The organism is Hymenobacter lucidus (genome assembly GCF_020447265.1).
In the GTDB taxonomy this organism is placed as follows: Bacteria; Bacteroidota; Bacteroidia; order Cytophagales; family Hymenobacteraceae; genus Hymenobacter; species Hymenobacter lucidus.
Window position 1 is genome coordinate 219,148 of sequence record NZ_JAJADR010000006.1, and the last position, 16,402, is coordinate 235,549.

General features: G+C 56.3%; 15 protein-coding genes. 6 read left to right on the forward strand and 9 right to left on the reverse strand.

The features are described from left to right. Positions 1–3: 3 nt before the first annotated feature. The 5 genes from dnaG to LGH74_RS19280 all read right to left on the reverse strand — a co-directional run bounded on the left by dnaG (position 4) and on the right by LGH74_RS19280 (position 5,667). On the reverse strand, positions 4–2,088 hold the full coding sequence (gene dnaG, locus LGH74_RS19260; RefSeq protein WP_226178199.1) for a DNA primase: 2,085 nt from the start codon (positions 2,086–2,088) through the stop codon (positions 4–6). A gap of 455 nt (positions 2,089–2,543) precedes the next feature. After that, positions 2,544–3,398 carry a DUF4097 family beta strand repeat-containing protein gene (locus tag LGH74_RS19265; protein WP_226178200.1) on the reverse strand — a complete coding sequence of 285 codons (855 nt, stop codon included), beginning with the start codon at positions 3,396–3,398 and terminating at the stop codon, positions 2,544–2,546. Beyond that, complete coding sequence (locus LGH74_RS19270) at positions 3,398–4,264, reverse strand: DUF4097 family beta strand repeat-containing protein (protein WP_226178202.1); 867 nt, start codon at positions 4,262–4,264, stop codon at positions 3,398–3,400. Before LGH74_RS19270 ends, LGH74_RS19265 begins: the two co-directional genes overlap by 1 nt. Further along, entirely contained in the window at positions 4,212–5,153 is a 942-nt protein-coding gene (locus tag LGH74_RS19275) for a HEAT repeat domain-containing protein (RefSeq protein WP_226178203.1), read from the reverse strand. Before LGH74_RS19275 ends, LGH74_RS19270 begins: the two co-directional genes overlap by 53 nt. Beyond that, complete coding sequence (locus LGH74_RS19280) at positions 5,143–5,667, reverse strand: RNA polymerase sigma factor (protein WP_226178205.1); 525 nt, start codon at positions 5,665–5,667, stop codon at positions 5,143–5,145. Before LGH74_RS19280 ends, LGH74_RS19275 begins: the two co-directional genes overlap by 11 nt. A 416-nt stretch (positions 5,668–6,083) precedes the next feature. Here LGH74_RS19280 and LGH74_RS19285 point away from each other — a divergent pair, with 416 nt between their 5' ends. Then, positions 6,084–7,187: an Mrp/NBP35 family ATP-binding protein gene (locus LGH74_RS19285; RefSeq protein ID WP_226178207.1), complete on the forward strand. Its 1,104-nt coding sequence runs from the start codon at positions 6,084–6,086 to the stop codon at positions 7,185–7,187. 131 nt (positions 7,188–7,318) lie between these two features. Beyond that, entirely contained in the window at positions 7,319–7,651 is a 333-nt protein-coding gene (locus tag LGH74_RS19290) for a NifU family protein (protein ID WP_226178209.1), read from the forward strand. Between the two features lie 289 nt (positions 7,652–7,940). Here the strand turns inward: LGH74_RS19290 and LGH74_RS19295 are convergent, their stop codons facing one another. After that, the gene (locus tag LGH74_RS19295) at positions 7,941–8,525 is read right to left on the reverse strand and encodes a hypothetical protein (protein ID WP_226178211.1); all 585 of its coding nucleotides are present in this window, start codon (positions 8,523–8,525) and stop codon (positions 7,941–7,943) included. Positions 8,526–8,709: 184 nt separating this feature from the next. Next, positions 8,710–9,117 (reverse strand): hypothetical protein, encoded by a 408-nt coding sequence (locus tag LGH74_RS19300; RefSeq protein ID WP_226178213.1) that lies wholly within the window; start codon positions 9,115–9,117, stop codon positions 8,710–8,712. A gap of 141 nt (positions 9,118–9,258) precedes the next feature. Here LGH74_RS19300 and fahA point away from each other — a divergent pair, with 141 nt between their 5' ends. After that, a complete protein-coding gene (fahA, locus tag LGH74_RS19305) occupies positions 9,259–10,542 on the forward strand; it encodes a fumarylacetoacetase (RefSeq protein ID WP_226178215.1) in 1,284 nt (427 codons plus the stop codon). Positions 10,543–10,616: 74 nt separating this feature from the next. Here fahA and LGH74_RS19310 read toward each other — a convergent pair whose 3' ends face one another. After that, positions 10,617–10,808, reverse strand: coding sequence for a hypothetical protein (locus tag LGH74_RS19310; protein WP_226178217.1), 192 nt, complete (start codon positions 10,806–10,808; stop codon positions 10,617–10,619). Between the two features lie 274 nt (positions 10,809–11,082). Between LGH74_RS19310 and LGH74_RS19315 the strand changes: the two genes are divergently transcribed. From LGH74_RS19315 to LGH74_RS19325, 3 genes are all read left to right on the forward strand, one after another. Then, positions 11,083–12,222, forward strand: coding sequence for a zinc-dependent alcohol dehydrogenase (locus tag LGH74_RS19315; protein ID WP_226178224.1), 1,140 nt, complete (start codon positions 11,083–11,085; stop codon positions 12,220–12,222). A 26-nt stretch (positions 12,223–12,248) separates the two neighbouring features. After that, positions 12,249–12,767 (forward strand): hypothetical protein, encoded by a 519-nt coding sequence (locus LGH74_RS19320; RefSeq protein ID WP_226178227.1) that lies wholly within the window; start codon positions 12,249–12,251, stop codon positions 12,765–12,767. 651 nt (positions 12,768–13,418) lie between these two features. Further along, on the forward strand, positions 13,419–14,273 hold the full coding sequence (locus tag LGH74_RS19325; RefSeq protein ID WP_226178229.1) for an FkbM family methyltransferase: 855 nt from the start codon (positions 13,419–13,421) through the stop codon (positions 14,271–14,273). 113 nt (positions 14,274–14,386) lie between these two features. Here the strand turns inward: LGH74_RS19325 and acs are convergent, their stop codons facing one another. Continuing rightward, a complete protein-coding gene (acs, locus tag LGH74_RS19330) occupies positions 14,387–16,303 on the reverse strand; it encodes an acetate--CoA ligase (protein WP_226178231.1) in 1,917 nt (638 codons plus the stop codon). Positions 16,304–16,402: the final 99 nt, after the last annotated feature.

A 16,402-nucleotide genomic window follows, 5' to 3' on the forward strand; every position in this document is an offset into this window, starting at 1 on the left:
ATGTCAATTGGCACCGCGCGGGATGACGGTGCCGAGCATATTGCCCAACTCGTCGTCCATCTTCTTGAGCAGCTTGATGGTGTGCAGCGTTTCCATCAGGGCCAGCTCGTCCATGGGATGGCGCAGGGCTTCGAGGCGAATGGACAGCTCGTTCTGCACGTTCACCTTGTTGAGGCGCAGAATGGCGTTGTCGCAAGCCTGCTGAAGCTGGTCAATTTCGCGGGGTACGTAGATCTGGTGGGTGCTCCAGTTGGGGCTCAGCTCGTACTTTTCGGTGGCCAGGTCACTGACCATCATTCGAATATCACTGCGGGTGTGCTGAATGAAGGTGCGTACCTCGGGCCAGCGGCCTTCTTCCAGCTCCTGGCGGCAGAGGTGCATCAGGTCGGCGTAAATCGGGGTCTTGATGGGCGTTTCCTCCAGCTGCCCTAGGATGTACTGGGCCACGGCTATTTCCTCGGTGAGGGGCTGGGCGGCATAGAGCAGCAGCAGGCGTACCACTTCCCGCTCACTGGCCTGCAGCACGTCGGGCACGGGCTCCACGTCGGTATCCGCCGCGCTGCCGCCGGCAGCGGCCAGCTCGTCGGACGTGGCGCCGTACATGGCCATTTCGGCCTCTTCCTCGGGACTGAGGCTGGTTGTTGGCGGTTGGCGGTTGGTTGTTGGGGCAGAATACGGACGGCTGCTGGCCCCGCTCCCACCGCTACTCTGGCCGCTGCCGCTGCTGTTGCCCTGCTGGCCCGGGGCGGCGCGCTGCGAATCTTTCTTAACGAGCTTGTTGTACTCGGTAATGAGCACCTGCTCGTCGATGCTGAAGGTAGTACTGGTTTGCTGCAAAAACACCTGCCGCTTGATCGGGTCGGGCACTTTGGCAATGCTTTGGAGCACTTCCCGAATGGCTTCCGCCTTCTTCACCGGGTCGTGGGCCGCTTCCTGCGACACGATGCGGGTTTTGAAGGTGATAAAGTCCTGGCTGTTCTTTTCGAGGTAGTCCTTGAAGCGCTGGTCGCCGACTTTGCGGATATAGCTGTCCGGGTCGTCGCCGTCGGGAAAGAGCACCACGCGCACGTTCAGGGCGCCTTCGAGCAGCATGTCGATGCCGCGCAGCGAGGCCCGGATGCCGGCCGCGTCGCCGTCGTAGAGCACCGTCACGTTGTCGGTATAGCGCCCGATAAGGCGAATCTGGCTTTCGGTGAGCGAGGTACCCGACGAGGCCACCACGTTTTTGATGCCGCCCTGGTGCAAGCTCAGCACGTCGAGGTAGCCTTCCACGAGGTAGCACACTTCCTCGGTCCGGATGGCCTGCCGCGCCTGAAACAGCCCGTAGAGCACATCCGACTTGTGGTAGATGTCCGACTCGGGCGAGTTGAGGTACTTGGCCGTCTTGTCGTTGGCTTTCAGCGTGCGGGCCCCGAAGCCAATAACGCGGCCCGACACGTTGTGAATCGGGAACATGACCCGGCCCCGGAACCGGTCGTAGCGCCGACCCGAGTCTTTGCCCTGCTCATCCTCGCGGATAATGGTCAGGCCGGTTTTCTCCAGGTACTTCGCCTCGAAGCCTTCTTTCTGAGCCGATTTCAGCAGATCGTCCCACTGGTCGAGCGAGTAACCCAGCTCGAAGGTTTTGATGGTGGTCTGGTTCAGGCCGCGCTGCATCAGGTAGCTCAGCCCGATACTCTCGCCTTCCTCCGTTTCGTGGAGCAGCTTCTGGTAGTGGTCCTTGGCCCAGTTGGAGACGATAAACTGCGAGTCCTTCTCATTCTGGACGAGCTGCTCCTCGGGCGTTTTTTCCTCCTCCTGAATATCGATGCTGTACTTTTTGGCCAGGTACTTCAGGGCCTCCACGTAGCTGGTGCCCTCGATATCCATGATAAACTGTACCACCCCGCCGGCCTTGCCGCAGCCGAAGCACTTATAGAGCCCCTTGGCCGGCGCCACCGAAAAGCTTGGCGACTTTTCGTGGTGAAACGGGCAGCAGGCCCACATATTCTGACCCTTGCGCTTCAGGGTCACGAAGTCACCCACCACCTCCACAATATCGGCGTGGTGAATGATCTGGTCAACGGTTTCTTTGGGGATACGAGCCAAGGGTACTTAGGGGCAACAGGGTTTTACAGGAAGCGAAACGGGACAACGAAGGTACGAGGTTCGGGGGCCGAAATGGTTGTTTTCGTTTTGGATGCAGAGAGGCAACCTTGTATCTCAATCGTTGAACAATTGAACCCGCATATTACAATAACAGAACAACGCCCAGCACCGATTGAGACGCAAGGTTGCCTCTCTGCATCCCGGCCAAAATAGAGAAAGGCGGCCCCTGCTCGTGCAGAGGCCGCCTTCCGAAGGATTGTCAGCCGCGTTTCGCCCGGCGGCGGCTGACGTTTTCTGCCCGATTGTGGGCGCGACACTCACCAGCGCGCCCCCAAAACGCCCGGAGCCGTTGCAGCGACTCCTAAGGCGTGGCAGATTGCCGGGTTACTCTTTTTACTACCGATAATGTGCGGCAGAAGGTTGCGAAAAAGTCAATCTTCTATGAAGATTACAAGCTACTTAGCCTTGCGGATGTAGATGTTGCCCATCAGGGACTTCATCATGATTTCCGCGCCGCCGCCGTTGAGCTTGCCGTAAGTCCAGCCGTCGGCGTTGAGGCGGTAGACCCCGTTCTGGGTGGTGCGGCTCACCTTGGCCGGGCTTTTATCCGTTACTAGGTCGAAGTCGCTGTAGATTTCGCCCTGGTCCGACTTAAGCTTCAGCGCGGCTTTGGCCGAGGCGGGCAGCGTCACGTCTACTTCGCCGTTTACGGTGGAAAAGGCCATTGGTGAGCCGCCGGTTACCGATTTGAAGGTGGCTTTGATAGCGCCGTTCACCGTGTTGGCCACGGCCGAGCCCGCTACCTGCCGCAGCACCACGTCGCCGTTCACGTTGCTCACTTCCAGCTCCCCCGTCACGTTTTCGACGAGAATGTCGCCGTCGTTTACGGTCCCGATCTGTAGCGAGAAGCGCTGGGGCACTTTAATGGTCAGGTTGGTGGGCTGCTGCCAGGAGTTCGAATTGATGGTCACGCGGTTGTCGTTTTCCTCGGCCGTCACGTCGAAGCCGGCTTTGCCGGAAATGCGCCGCATACCGCCGCTTTCCCGGGGCTTGTCGTCCTCGTCGTCCCGGCCGCGGGCTTTGGTGCTGGCGTCGATGATGACGTCTTTGCCACTGTAGCCCAGCACGGTGATGGAGCCATTCACGGTTTTGACTTTGAGCAGGCCGGGCTTGCCAGGTGAGCTGAGCGGCACCACCAGCTGCTCCTTATTCTGGGCCAAAACGGCGCCGGCCGTCAGCAAGAGTAAGGCCGTAAGGTAGATGCGCAGGGCGTGGCAGTTGGGCACCAGCCGGTATGGAGGGGTTTTCATTAGGGTTTGCGTTTGATGGTCACGTCGCCGTTCAGGGTTTCGAAACGGAAGTCGTTGCCGCCCTTGCCCAGCCGCACAGCCGTGCCTTTGGAGAGTTTGTACTTGGTGCCGCCGGTGGTGCTTTGCTTGTTCTGCACTACTTGTACCGGTAGGCTTTCCACGTTGGGAAAGTCGGTGAGCAGCTCGCCGTGCATGCTCTTGAAGTGCACGTCGGCGGCCACGTCGGCCGGGTAGGTCACCTTAATGTCGCCGTTGATGGTGCTGTAGGAGCAGTTGCCGGCCGGGCTGCTTAGGTAGGCGGCCTCCACGTCACCGTTGATGGTGCGGGCGTCGGTGATGCCTTGCACGTTTTTGAGCGTCACGGCCCCGTTGATGTTGTGAGCCTTCAGCCGGCCGCTCACATCCTCCACCGTCACGGCCCCGTTGTTGATGGTAGAAACCACGAGGCTCATCTGGGCCGGCACCTTCACCACGTAGTCAAACGAGTAGTGGTACTCAATGTCGCGGTGGTTCTGGTTGCGGTGGTTGCGGGGCCGGGCATCGAAGGGGCCGGCCAGGTAAGCCACAATGCTGTCGTTGCGCTGGGTGAAGCCGAGCACGGCTTCCTTTTTGCCCAGCTCCAGGGTTTGCGCATCGTCGGCCCGGATGATGCGGGTAATTTCAAGCACGACTTTGTTGCCTGAGTAGCCCTGCACCCGCACGCCGCCGTCGATGTTGTAGATGGCCAGCACGCTGCGGCCGGGGTCGGAAGTAAGGGTAAACTCCCGGGTAATCTGCTCTTTGAACTCGCGGCTCTGGGCCTTGGCCTGGCAGCTAGACAGCAGTACCAGCAGGGTCAGCAGGCTGAGGGGTGTAATCCGTTTCATGGTAGGGTTCAGTGGTTGAGGGCGCGGCAGGCCGGCCGTTGGAGAGGTTTTTCAGACTTTCTTCAATCTTACTTTTTACCGCTTTATTCAGGCCGGGCTGATTGAGCAGGCGGCGCAGGGGCTGCACCGAGCGGCGCTCCTGGAGCTGCACCATCACATCGGCCAGCGCCGACTGCACCAGCGGCGAATCCTGGTTCTTGAGGGCTTTTACCAGCCCCAGACGCACGTTGGGCTCGTGGGCCAGCTGGGCCAGGGCTTCGAGGGTAGCCAGACGCACATTCACGTTTTCGTCGTGGTTGAGCGTGCTCAGCAAGGCATCCACCACCCGGTCGTTGGCCCCGCTCAGCTCCTTGGTGTAGCTCACGGCCCGCAGCCGCTCGGTGGCCGAAGGGTTTTCGATGAGCGACAACAGCATCACCTGCCGCATCTGCTCCACTTGGCTCGTCAGGGCCGCCAGCTGCTGCTGATCGGCAGTAGCGGGAGCCACAGCTTTGGGCGAGCTATTCAGCCAGTAGCCGGCCACAAGGCCCATCACCAGCAGCCCCAGCCCGTAGGCCAGCCGCAGCGCCGAACCAGGTACCAGCCACGCCTGCATTTTCTCCCAAATACCAGTAAGGGAAAACGTGGGCTTGGCGGCTTCTTCTTCCTTGTAGGCGGCCAGCATCGAGTAAAAGGCCGGGCGCAGGTTTTCGCTCGGCTCGGGCACCGGCACGGCACCCAGCGTGTGCCACACTTGCCGCAGCGCCTGCAATTCCTCCTGGCAACCGGCGCAGTGAGCTAGGTGGGCTTCCACGCGGGTCTGCTCTTCGGCCGGCAACTCTTTGCTCAGATAATCCAATAGCTCTTGCTGAGCCTGTTCACAGTTCATGTCCATCCCGTCAGTTTTCAATGCGCAGGTAAATGGTTTTCAGCTCGTTCATAGCCCGGTGCACCCGCACTTTCACCGCGCCTTCGGTCGTATTCAACACCCGTGCTATTTCCCCGTACTTCAGCTCCTGAAACCGGCTCAGAATCAACACTTCGCGGTTTTCGGCGCTCAGGTGGCTCAGCGCTTGGTGCAGGGTAGCTACTTCCTGCTCGCGCTGCAGGCTCTCGTCGGCCTGGGTGCCCCCGCCTATCTTCTCGGCAAAGTCGGCCACGTCGGCGTGGTGGGTGCTGTGGCGATTCTTCTTGATGTGGTCGGCCAGTACGTTGCGGGCCAAATGGTACATCCAGGTACGAAACTCGCCGTCGGCCGTGTAGGTGTGCCGGTACTTGAGCATCCGGTAAAACACGGTCTGCACCAGGTCTTCGCTGGTATCGGCGCGCCCCAGCATGTGGTAGAGAAAGCCGAAGAGCTTGCGGTGGTACCGCTCGAAGAGCAGGCCCATTCGGTCCACGTCGCCGGCTTTTACCCGGAGCATAAGCGCATTGTCAGTAAGCGAGTCCAACCGGGCTGAAGGTAGGTAGTGAAGGTTATTTGATTGTGGACACCGCGCCACAACGGGAAGGTTACAGCAAAGCAGGAATTATTTTTCTGGAAACTGTTATTGCCAGACCCGGACCCGTCATCCTTGATCTGGCGTCCGCCTGCGCAGGACCTTCCTCGCCTACCCCACCGCAGCATTGCTAACGCATCAGACCTTTCTGTTATAGCACGACAAAAGGGCTTCGTGCATTGAATTACGTTTGTCACTCAGGTGAGGACAGGCTTTCACTTCGTTCAGGATGAGAGACGAAAAGCGAATAGCTCTGCTATAAAACTTACTCTTCCGCGTCCGGTAACTTCCGCCCGCATTTCCGGGTTATCTTTGCAGTCCGCATTCTGCATTCCTGACCTATGGCTATTACCAAAGAAGACGTCCTCAAGGCCCTCAGCTACGTGGAAGAGCCCGATCTGGGCAAAGACCTCGTGACCCTCAACATGATTGAGGACGTGCATATCGACGGCAAAACCGTCTCGTTTTCCGTCATTCTCACCACGCCCGCTTGTCCGCTCAAGGAGCTGATTCATAACGCCTGCGTGCGCGCCATCCACACGATGGTGGATAAGGACGCGGACGTGAAAGTGAACCTGACCTCGCGCGTGACGACGGCCCGGGCCGCCAACTCGGCCGTGCTCAAGGGCGTCAAAAACATCATTGCCATTGCCTCGGGCAAAGGGGGCGTGGGCAAAAGCACCGTTACGGCCAACTTGGCCATTGCCCTGGCCCGCACCGGCGCCAAAGTGGGCCTCGTCGATGCCGACATTTCCGGCCCCAGCATGCCGCTCATGTTTGGTGTGGAAGATGCCCGCCCACACGTATTCCAGGGCCCCGACGGCCGCAACCTGATTCAGCCCATCGAGAAGTTCGGCGTCAAGCTGATGAGCATCGGCTTCCTGGCCCCTTCCGATAACGCCATCGTGTGGCGCGGCCCCATGGCCTCGTCGGCCCTGAAACAGTTTATCACCGAAGTGCAGTGGGACGACCTGGACTACCTGCTCATCGACATGCCCCCCGGAACCTCCGACATCCACCTCACGCTGGTACAAACGGTGCCCGTTACTGGCGCCCTCATCGTGACCACACCGCAGAAAGTGGCTCTGGCCGATGCTCAGAAGGGGCTGCAGATGTTCCGCCAGCCCCAGATCAACGTGCCGGTGCTGGGCATTGTGGAGAATATGGCCTGGTTTACGCCCGCCGAATTGCCCGACAACCGCTACTTCATCTTCGGCGAAGGCGGTGGCAAGGCTCTGGCCGACAAGCACGAAGTAGCCCTGCTGGGCCAGATTCCGCTGGTGCAGAGCATCCGCGAAAACGGCGACTTCGGCACGCCCGCCATTACCCAGCCCGGTACGCCGGCCGCCGCATTGTTTGAGCAGCTAGCCGAGGAGCTGGCCCGGCAGGTATCCATTCGCAACGCCGTAGCACCCCGCACGCAGGTGGTGGAAATGAAGTCGTAACCGCCGGCTGACGCACTTTAGCCGCGGGCCGGCAACTTTGCTGCCGCGCCGGCTGTTACCTTTCAGGCCGCCAAAAAGCCTATCTTTGCTTCTATTTCACTGATGCCGGCGTCAGTGCCAATTCCTTCCGAATGAATTCTTCCGCAGTTCTTGAGCACCCTTTGCTGGCCCGCGTTGAGCAGGCCCTCGACACGATTCGCCCCTACCTGGCGGCCGACGGCGGCAACGTGCGCGTGCTCGACATTACCGACGAGCTGGTGCTCCAGCTGGAGCTGCTGGGCGCCTGCGGCACCTGCCCCATGTCGCCGATGACGCTCAAAGCCGGCGTGGAAGAGTCGGTGAAGAAAGCCGTGCCCGAAATCGTGCGGGTAGAGGCCATCAACGGTACCTCCATGGCCGAGCAGCCCGCCGGCCAGACCGGCCACCCCGTGTCGCCGGCCCCGGTGCCCACGCCGGAGTTTTAGAATTCTGTTTTAATTGTAAAAAGCCAGCTTTCCTTGCGGAAGCTGGCTTTTTTTGCGTTATCCCGGCCACTGACGTGCTTCTATGGTAAGCGAAGAAGAAACCCTTTCCCCTGTGCTTCGCTGGTTCTGCAGCATCAAGAGCAGAGTTTTAACGCCTGCCAAGCCGAGAGGCCTCCGATAAAATCAGAAAACCGCATTCACAAGCTTAGAAACCAAGCTTGTTTACATAGGCGTTGCGCGATTTACACAATTACCTATTACTATGCTTACCGCTGTTGGTATTGACGCGCTAATCAGACCAATGAAAGAAAAAGTCAAAAACCTCGTAGGGTTTATCGGCAAGCACTGTTCGAACACTAATATCAAAATCAACTTGCTGCGCAAGCTCCTCTTGTGTTAACAGATTATACCTATACTGATGAAAAGTGTCTTTTACCCGGTCGATTTTTTCACCCCACAGCTCCTTGTTTACCTCAGCAATACTCTCGGGCCTTATAAATCCTGACGACCCACCTACGACTTTCCCATTTTCCGTAGTTACGGACCATTCGGAGGCACCATAATACCAGTAAGGTGTCAGATTGGATATATATACTAAAAGCCCTTTTGTATAATAAGTCATTCTATTTCTCTCCTGTAGTGCCTTGGTATCGGACTTATCTTTCTTAGAAATTCTGACTGGTATGTAGGAGGCGAATCCACTGCCATAATAGCTAAAATCAGGCTCCACGATTAGTTGATGATCATCTTTGAGCCTGTCAACAATTACTTTAACATACTTTTCAACCTGCTTGATGTTACCTGTGTGGAATGGCGGAAAATTACCTCTTACCTCATCCTTTGCTAATTGCTTTAAAAAATCTTCGTCAAACATGATTGTTCCGTTTTCAGGTTTTGCCCCAAGGGGTATACACCAGATATATTTCGGCTATTATCCTGCATAATGTGGCGGCAGCAACTTAGCGAGAGTTGCCGCGCTTTAAGGTAGCAGCTTCCTCAATTCCGCCCGACGGCTGCATCGTTCAGCTCCTTAACCTATCCTGTCGCTAATAGGGCTTTTAGTCCGTTTCCTTAGTTACGCTCTCTTCAACGTCCAAAAACAGATACAAGGATTTAATTACCTCATTCTCAATAATAGCTACATCCATTCCGGTTGCAACCGATTGCATTCCTTCAGGGCCAAGCTTCCAGAAGGCCACTTGTGTCGTGTGATTTACCTGTGCAGGCTTGCTTAATTGGAACTGGAATTCAATCGGCCATGCCGCCTGCAACTTTGAGATAAGGTCATTTATTTCTTGATGTCCGACAATGGCTTCTCCTGTATTACTTTCATAAAAATGAATATCTGATGCGTATATTTTTTGCATTGCATCCAAACGCCTGTCCGCATTTCGGTCATTCCAAATCACGAGCAGACTATCTTCCAGCAGTTGGGCTGTTGGTGCCATAAGTTCTTTTGTTACCAAGTTGTGGGATAGGTCGGTTCCAGCACTAGCGCTACTTGGAGCCGCAGCTCAAGGTAGCAGCTTCGCCCGGTTCTACCCAATGGCCGCGCCGTTCAGTGCCCTCTCCTATCTTTGCCCATCACCCTACGCTATTCCTTTCCTATGCCCAACCCGAACAACCCCGCGCTGCACTCCTGGATTGATATTGCCCCGACCCACGATTTTCCCATTCAGAACCTACCCTTCGGCATTTTTGAAACCCCGGAGCGTGGTCCGCGGGTGGGCGTCGCCATCGGCGACTACGTGCTTGATCTGTACGCGGTAAGCCAGTTCGGCTTTTTCGAAGACCTCGACATTCCGACCCAGCCCAAGGTATTCCGCCGCCGCTCGCTCAACCAATTTATTGCCCTGGGCCGGCCGGTGTGGCGGGCAGTGCGCCTGCGGGTGTCGGAGCTGCTGCGCCACGACAACGGCACCCTGCGCGACAACGAGGAAGCTATGCGCAGCTGCCTAGTGCGCCAGAGCGAGGTGCAGATGCTGCGCCCGGTAAAGCCCCACAACTACACCGATTTCTACTCCAGCATCGAGCATGCCACCAACGTGGGCATCATGTTCCGCGACCCGGCCAATGCGCTGCTGCCCAACTGGCGCCACATCCCGATTGGCTACCACGGCCGGGCCAGCAGCATCGTGGTGAGCGGCACCGACGTGCGCCGGCCCAACGGGCAGCGCAAGGCCCCCGACGCCACCGCACCCACCTTCGGCGCCTCCCAGCAGCTCGACTTTGAGCTGGAAGTAGCCTTCATCGGGGGGCAGAATACCGAGCTGGGCCACCCCGTGCCGCTGCAATATGCCGAGGAGCACATTTTCGGGCTGGTGCTGTTCAACGACTGGAGCGCGCGCGACATTCAAAGCTGGGAATACGTGCCGCTGGGGCCGTTTCTGGGTAAGAGCTTCGGCAGTAGCGTGTCGCCGTGGGTGGTAACGCTCGATGCGCTGGAGCCCTTCCGGGTGGCCGGGCCATTGCAGGAACCCGAGCCCCTGCTCTATCTGCGTCAGGTAGATGCCCACAACTTCGATATCAACCTGCAGGTTACTATTCAGCCCGAGGGCGGCCCGGAAACGACAGTTTGTGAGTCCAACTTCCAGTATATGTACTGGAGCATGGCCCAGCAGCTTACCCACCAGACCAGTAACGGCTGCAACCTGCAGGTAGGCGACCTGTACGCCAGTGGCACCATCAGCGGCCACACGCCCGACTCGTTTGGCTCGATGCTGGAGTTGGCCTGGAAAGGCACTAAGCCCTTGCCCCTGGCCGATGGTTCGGAGCGCAAGTTTCTGCTCGATGGCGACACGGTAACTATGCGCGGCTACTGTCAGAAGGATGGCCTGCGCATTGGGTTTGGCGAAGTACGAGGCACGGTGCTACCAGCCAATCCGCTGTAGACAGCTACTTCTTATACAACCAGAAAGGTCCGTTCTGTTAGTCAGAACGGACCTTTTTTATGCCGGATAGCCGCTTATTCATCACCTCTTTTCTTAGAAGAATCGGGTGGCACCGGGGAAGACGCGTCTTCGGTTTCGTCCAGGAGTTCTAACTCGTGCATAGCGGTGGCCGGATCAAGCATGTTCAGCGCCTCCATTACTGACTCCTCCAGGCTTTTGGGCTGAAATGTAGTAGTAGGGAGCGGTTCTTTTTGGGGAGTGTCCATAAGCGTAAAGAAATGGGTTGAACTGCTGACGTTATGTACATGAATCTGGCACTTTAGAATCTAATAATATCTATAAAATAGGATACACCAGCAACGAGAGCCCCGATTTTTACCCAATAAATACGTATTTATAACACATATCATGGGTATAAACACGCAATTGCTTCGGATTATTTAACTGCTCACAACTTTAAACATGAAGGGTAGTAAGTCTTATGTATACCAGAGGTAGTACACCCACTCTCTTTTCCTCCACAACCTTACCCAAAACTGTATGCTAGCTATGGATTACCGGGGCCCGAAGCGGGTCCGTGCCGTGCAAAAGCCCATGCCGGAAATAAAACATCCGCAGGATGCCATTGTCAAAGTTCTGCGCACCTGCATCTGTGGCTCCGACCTTCACTTATACAACGGTAACGTGCCCGATACGCGCGTAGGCTCTACTTTCGGGCATGAATTCGTCGGCGAAGTCGTAGAAGTTGGCTCGGAAGTTACCAAAGTAAAAACCGGTGACCGGATAATTGTGCCCTTCAATATTGCCTGCGGCGAATGTCACTTCTGCCGCCAGGGCATGTTCGGCAACTGCCACGAATCGAATACCGAAGCTACGGCCGTTGGGGCCATCTTCGGCTACTCGCACACGGCCGGCGGCTTCGACGGCGGGCAAGCCGAATACGCCCGCGTACCGTATGCCAACGTGGGGCCCACCATCATTCCCGAGGGTATGGATTTGGATGATGCCGTGCTGCTGACCGACGTGGTGCCCACCGGCTACCAGGCCGCCGAAATGGCCGGCATCCAGACCGGCGACACGGTGGTAGTATTCGGCGCTGGTCCCATCGGCATTATGGCGGCGCGCTGTGCCTGGCTATTTGGTGCCGGCCGCGTCATCATTATCGACCAGGAAGACTACCGCCTCGAATTTGCCCGGGGCTACTCCTATTGTGAGGCCTACAACTTCAAGGAAATGGATGATCCGGTGGTATTTATCAAGAAAATCACCGACTGGATGGGCGCTGACGTGGTAATTGACGCCGTAGGGGCCGAAGCCGCCGGCAATGCCATGCAAACCATTACGGGCCGTAAGCTGCTGCTGCAGGCCGGCTCGGCCACGGCCCTGCACTGGGCCATCAACTCGGTCAAAAAGGGCGGCGTGGTGTCCATTGTGGGCGTTTACGGTCCTACCGACAACCTCATTCCGATTGGTAACGTGCTTAACAAGGGCCTCACCATTCGGGGCAACCAGGCTTCGGTGAAGCGCCTGCTGCCTCGCCTGATAGAGCACGTACAGAACGGTATTATCAATCCGAAAGGACTCATTACGCACCGTATTCCGCTGGCCGAGGTGGCCGATGGCTACCGCATGTTCTCGGCCAAGCTGGACAATTGCATCAAAACGGTGATGATTCCTTAACCCACAACCCGTAACGCCGCCCAACCATGAAAAATCAAACGATAGACCCCAAGCAGATCAAAGGCTGGGGCATAGATGCCGACCCTAAGAACGACCCGACCTACCCCATGCGGGCCCGCATGAACGTGGGTCAGGACCCCGACAGCAAGCACCGCCCGGCTTCTTTGCAGCCACAGGATGTAGAAAAGCTCCGCTCCATTGAGCGCCCGAATGTATCGGCGGTATTCGGCACTACCATACCGCCCACAGGCCTCAGCGGCCTGATTCGTCGGGCTGCCTTTCACTACAGCGAAAACCGCTACCGGCACTGGCTCCCCCTGATAGTGGCCGACCGGGTGCAGGTGGTGGAAGGCGTACTTGATGACCTGGTGCACGGCAAGGTGCCTAATATATTTGCCGAGAAAGGCTACGCCGTGGAGTGGAAGTACAACCGCACGGCATTCGTAACCAAAATGGCAACTATTGCCGCCCTGACGACCGGAGCAATTATCTGGTTTAGCTCTAAGAGTGACAAGCAGGAATCCCGAAAGCGGCCCCGCTATTAATAAACTCGCAGTAGTGTAAGCAGTAACAACAAGACCCAGCTGGTAAGCTCACCAGCTGGGTCTTGTTGTATACACCAAATTCGATTGTGTACCACGACCAATCAAGAGGGAAAATTTATTGCGGCGATGTATAATTTTCACAAAAAATCATAGATAAATTATTGCATATATTTTGAAATTACTTATTCAATAAATTCAGCCTCCTGGTCCATAGGCACATGGGGTAACCAACTCCCTATTTTGCCAATATCAAAGTTATTGGCGCAACATTATTATACCGCATTTCTTCAACCTGATTGACTATTATATGTATACAACATACGCTATATAACTTTCGAGTTTCACGATTGGATGAAAGGTTTTACTTTCCCCAATAATAGCCTCAATTCGTTGGAAAAACCTAACTCCTCCAGTGCCAGGAAATCGTAGCGGCTATTGTGCCTAGCCAGTGCTCAAAGCCACTTATCAAACGCTCAACAGGTGTCCGGCTCCCACCTATAGCCAATTATTACGGGCCCGTTGAGCTTTCTTAACTACCCAATACCGTATAGCTCAGACCATTTCATTATGTTAGCCCTATATTGTGCCTTAACGGCCCTTTGCCTCAGACGTTCCAACCCAGCCCTAACCCACTGCTGCTAAACACCTCTCATGAAACAAGCAATTCTCAAGGCCATAAGATCCTTTTTAAAAAGTGTAAAGGTTGACTACCCAAGGTATTTGGTGCTGAAACCCTTGTTTAAATTGAACGGGGAAGTGCTAAATGGCTTCACCAGTCTGAATAATGACCGTTATTTTATCTATAATGTTAATGGCACCTTTCTTCCTTCAGATGCTTTACATTGGTTTAATAATTATAAGAAGTTTGAAAATTGGTGCGATAATACTGCGCTATATCAGTACCAAGTAAAGCCTGGGGATACAATAATTGATATTGGGGCAGGCATTGGTGAAGAAATCATTGTATTATCCAAAAGAATTGGCAGTACGGGAAAGGTATACGCCATTGAAGCTAACCCCGATGTGAGTGAAGTCCTGCAAAAGGTAAAATACCTGAATAATCTTAATAATACTGAGGTATATAATATTGCAATTGGAAGCACCAATGGCGATGTTGAGCTAGTCAATGCTGGGGACTCTTCTTTAGGCGGCACAATTGGAGACGTAGCCCCCTCGCTGGAGGATAAGACCTATACAGTTAAAGGCTACCGCTTAGACACCTTTCTGGAGGAACATAATATAACCAGTATCGATTTGCTTAAATGCAATATTGAAGGTGCCGAAAGGTTTGTTGTTGATTCAATTAGTGGCGCGCATATCAACAAGATAAAAAACGTAGCCATTGCCTGCCACGACTTTCGTTATCGAGTGGATGGCAATGAGTTTTTCAGAACCAAAGAATACGTAAGCAAGTTTCTGATTGACAACGGCTTTGAAATTACTTCCCAGCACACGGGAGAAGGTCACGTAGATGACTACGTCTATGGCATCAACAAGAACATTTGAGTTAGTTCCCAGTGGTAGGGGCTACCACCGCTGGTAATGCTTGTCGATGTCTCTTAATAAAAACGCCGGACTATCAAGACCGGCGTTTTTATTAAGAGACATCGACAAATAATTTATTTGCGGCCACTGACAATCTCGTCCACTACGCCCGGATCGAGCAGCGTGGTAGTGTCGCCTAGGTTGCTGGTTTCGCCCTCGGCCACTTTGCGCAGAATGCGCCGCATGATCTTGCCCGAGCGGGTTTTGGGCAGCCCCGATACCAGCTGAATCTTGTCGGGTCGGGCAATCTTGCCGATTTCGGCCACCACGGTTTCAATGATGCTGGCTTCCACGTGGGGCTTATCGGCCTCACTGTCGCAGGCCCCGTCGCGGCAGATAACGAAGGCGTAGATGCCTTGGCCCTTCACGTCGTGGGGGTAGCCCACCACAGCGCTTTCCACCACATGCGGGTTCTGGTTAATGGCATTTTCGATTTCAGCGGTGCCGAAGCGGTGCCCGCTCACGTTTATCACGTCATCGACGCGGCCGATAATACGGTAGAGCCCGTCTTCGTCGCGCCGGGCCCCGTCGCCGGTGAAATAGTAGCCCGGATACGGCCCAAAGTAGGTTTGCCGGGCCCGCTCATGGTCGCCGTAGGTGGTGCGGATAATGCCGGGCCAGGGCGCCTTAATGGCCAGGTAGCCTTCCTGGTCGTTGCCCTCTATTTCCTGGCCTTCCTGGCTGAGCAGCACCGGCCGCACGCCCGGCAGTGGCTGCCCCGCGTGAGCCGGCTTGGTGGGCGATACGCCGGCCAGGGCCGAAATCATAACGCCGCCGGTTTCGGTTTGCCACCAGGTATCGATGACGGGGCAGCGCTCCTTGCCCACGTGGGTGAAATACCAATACCAGGCTTCCTCATTGATGGGCTCGCCCACCGAGCCCAGCACCCGCAGCGAGTCGAGCGAGTAGCTGAGCACGTTGTCGAGCGGCGTGGCCATCAGGCTGCGAATGGCCGTGGGCGCGGTGTAGAATACATTTACGCCGTGTTTGTCAATCACCTCCCAGAAGCGGCCGGCATCGGGGTAGGTCGGCACGCCCTCGAACATGAGCGTGGTGGCCCCGCTGAGCAGCGGGCCGTAGAGCAGATACGTGTGGCCCGTAACCCAGCCAATGTCGGCCGTACACCAGTAAATATCGTTTTCCTCGACCTGGAACACGTTGCGGAAGGTATAGTCGGCCCACACCATATAACCCGCCGTGGTGTGCACCACGCCCTTGGGCTTGCCGGTGCTGCCCGAGGTGTAGAGGATGAAGAGCATATCCTCGGCGTCCATTTCCTCGGCCGGGCACGACTTGCTGGCTTCCAGGGCTTCTTCGTGGTACCATACGTCGCGGCCTTCCTGCATGTGCACGGGCCAGCCCAGGTGTTCCACCACAATCACGCGGCGCACCGTGGGGCAATGCTCCAGTGCCTCATCTACCACGCGCTTCACCGGAATCTGCTTGGGGCCACGGTTCAGCCCGTCGGAGGTGAGCACCACCGAGGCCTGGGCATCGTTGACGCGGTCGGCAATGGCGGTGCTGCTGAAGCCGGCGAAGATGACCGAATGCACGGCCCCGATACGGGCGCAGGCCAGCACGGCAATGGCCAGCTGCGGAATCATGGGCATGTAGAGACACACCCGGTCCCCTTTTTCCACGCCGTTGTTGAGCAGCACGTTGGCAAACTGGCACACCTGTTGGTGCAGCTCGCGGTAGGTGTAGCGAATCTGGCGGGTTTTGGGGTCGTTGGGCTCCCATATCAGGGCGAGCTTGTTGCCGCGGGTGGCCAGGTGCCGGTCGAGGCAGTTTTCGGTGATATTGAGCTTCGCGCCACTGTACCACTCGTTGTGACCTTCCACGAGGTCGGCTTTGAGCACGGTATTCCACTTACGCCGCCAGGTGAAGGGCGCGGCTATATCGGCCCAGAACTGCTCGGGGTTTTCCACGCTGCGGCGGTAGGCGTCCTGGTATTCTTCGAAAGTACGGATACGGGAGTGTTCGAGGGGCATAGAGTGTGGCAAATGGAAGTCTGGGCGGCAGTTTACGAAAAAGTTGGGCCCCATCCCTCCCGTATTGTCGCAGTTTGCTTAGTTGAAATAGCACAATCA